Source organism: Perlabentimonas gracilis (genome assembly GCF_011174675.1).
In the GTDB taxonomy this organism is placed as follows: domain Bacteria; phylum Bacteroidota; class Bacteroidia; order Bacteroidales; family Tenuifilaceae; genus Perlabentimonas; species Perlabentimonas gracilis.
Genome location: NZ_JAANIG010000094.1, coordinates 1 through 2,429, shown reverse-complemented (window position 1 = coordinate 2,429; position 2,429 = coordinate 1). Strand labels below are relative to the sequence as shown.

Annotated in this window: 2 protein-coding genes; both read left to right on the top strand. The window is 34.1% G+C overall.

From position 1 onward, the window contains the following. Positions 1-138 precede the first annotated feature (138 nt). Complete coding sequence (locus G8O23_RS17210) at positions 139-1,707, top strand: VPA1262 family N-terminal domain-containing protein (protein ID WP_166367151.1); 1,569 nt, start codon at positions 139-141, stop codon at positions 1,705-1,707. Then, positions 1,700-2,293 carry a hypothetical protein gene (locus G8O23_RS17205; protein ID WP_166367149.1) on the top strand — a complete coding sequence of 198 codons (594 nt, stop codon included), beginning with the start codon at positions 1,700-1,702 and terminating at the stop codon, positions 2,291-2,293. Before G8O23_RS17210 ends, G8O23_RS17205 begins: the two co-directional genes overlap by 8 nt. The last annotated feature ends 136 nt before the right edge of the window (positions 2,294-2,429 follow it).

Sequence of the window (2,429 nt, the reverse complement as noted above, 5' to 3'; positions counted from 1 at the left end):
GGGATGCTCGGGGCGTAGTCGCCCGCTGCCAGTTCGTTTTCGTCGGGGGACGAAAACGTGGGCTACGCACATCCCCACTAGCCACAACCCCCAACCGTTAGCGGCTATTTTAATACGACCCACAATAAACTACAGTAAATGATAGAAAGACTTAAACAAAAATACACCAAAGCCATTCGGACAACTCTTTTAGCTCAAGACAAGCTGAAGAAAAAATGGTATCATTTATTTTCAGTAATTGAATTGCAAACTGACGATGAATATTCATACGGTATTCCAAACGACAAATGGGAAAAAGGTTGTGCTAGAACCAAACAATCCAAATTAGACGAATATTCATTTTATCTTTCCATTGACGAAATAGCTTCTGTTGAAGATGCTCTAAAGGCGTTTGTCAAACCATTTGAAAATTTTGTCATTGACGGACAAGTAATATCTTTCGTCAACACATCTTTTGTAAAAGAACCATCAGGAGATTACCCTTTAGTTTTCGCTTCTAACTTCTACACTGATAAAGGCGTTGCTTCAATCCTTCCAAAAAGAAAGTCAGGTTTATTGGTTTGGTGTCAAATTGACAATGAACGAAAAACCAACAATAAATTTATTTATGCAAGTGTAACAAAGGAGATGTCTGCAATGCAAGAGCTAACTATGGAGTGGTTAGGTTTTGATATTTTACAAAAAAGAGAGCACATTGGGAACATTTATCTGTCTGCACCAAATCCATATTTTAGAGACATAGAAATGTCTCTTTCTACTGACCCAATGGGTGTGTTTTACAAAGTACTAATGCGTAAAAATAGTTTTGAACCACTAAAATTCAGAATTATAGATAAACACGGAGATGCAATCGCATTAGACAAAATATTTGAAATAACAAAGCAAACAGACCTAATTGAACTACCACACGAACCACACTTATTTGAACTTAGAATTTATAATCAAGATGACGACTTGATTGCCATTCACGAACCTGCAACGTTTTTAAGGAGTATCCAATTTGGTATGTCTATGAAACAAGCAGACTTTCACGTAAAAGTTGAAACTGAAAAAGGAAACAAAGAGTTTGTCGTAGAGAAATTTTCTAAAGAAAGACCGTCTGTTGTGGGTAAAACAAGGGATTTCAATCCCGAATACTATTTTAAAAACGCTGACAAAGAAAGACAACATATAGAACTTGCAGAACGCAGAGAATTCATTTTTTATTCGGGATCAAAAGACGAAGCGGAAAAAACCAAACTGAAAGAAAATGCAAAATTTATCATTAGAGAAATAATCAACAACGCTAAAGATACTTGTTATTTATGTGACCCATATTTCAGCAGTATGGAGATTGTTGAATTTGCATTTCAAATTAAAAATTCAGGAGTTAAAATAAATATACTTAACAGCAAAGAAGCTGTTTCAAAAGAAGAAGCTAAAAAAATAACGACCGTAATAAACGAATACAACAGCAAACCTTTCGGTAAAATTGAAGTTCGTATTCTTAGAGGAAACAGCATTCTTCACGACAGATTTATAGTTGCTGATAAAAATGCTTGGTTCATTGGAAGTTCCTTCAATGAATTTGGGAATAGAGCAACGTGCATTGCGAAAATTCCTGAATCTTCCGGCAAAATTATAATCAAAGAAATTGAAAAATGGTATAATTCAGATGTGTTTTCTCAAAACATCACGGACTTCGCTAATGAAATAGAAAATGGCTAATATTTTTTTGACAAATCCTGTAAATGCTACACTAAGAATGCACGAATGTGGGCAAAGTGAATATTGGTTTTACCATAAAGACACTTATCCCAGCGACAATCCATTAATGTATCAAGATTTGATTGATAACGCTACTGATGAAATAATTATTTGGGACCCATATTTCAACGTAAAACCACCAAATGCAGACCAAAACGTATTTACAAACATCAAAAACGACATTACTATTAAGATTCTAACCTTAAAAGGCTTAGACTCATCTCTATCATATTTAATGGATGTTCATAATGCAGTAAAAGCCGTAATAGCACCTGCAAAAGATTGTAGATTTGGTTTAAGAGTTATCAATAAAGGAGACCTGACGAATCAAGGCGGTAGATTTTTTCACGACAGATTTTTGATTATTGATAGCACTGATGTGTTTTTAATAGGTAGTTCTTTAGGTTATCATTTAAAATCAGAACAATCCACAGGAATTTTTAAAGTTTCCAATCCTGACACAAGAAATTTTATTCTTTCAATTTTCCAAGAGTATTGGAGTAGTTCCAATCAACACGAAATACCATTAACTTATTTACACAATTAGACCTATGAATAGAGAATACCTTTTTCAATACGATTTATGTATTAGCCCCTTAAATCATCGGACGAGGATATAGATTAAAATCTGTACTTTTATGATGATGAAAAAACGAAGTTTTACCAAGGAAGAGAAGCTGCGA

Bases quoted from the DNA above. Each gene is read 5' to 3' on its own strand.
- G8O23_RS17210 (WP_166367151.1), top strand. From the start codon at position 139: ATGATAGAAAGACTTAAACAAAAATACACCAAAGCCATTCGGACAACT.
- G8O23_RS17205 (WP_166367149.1), top strand. From the start codon at position 1,700: ATGGCTAATATTTTTTTGACAAATCCTGTAAATGCTACACTAAGAATG.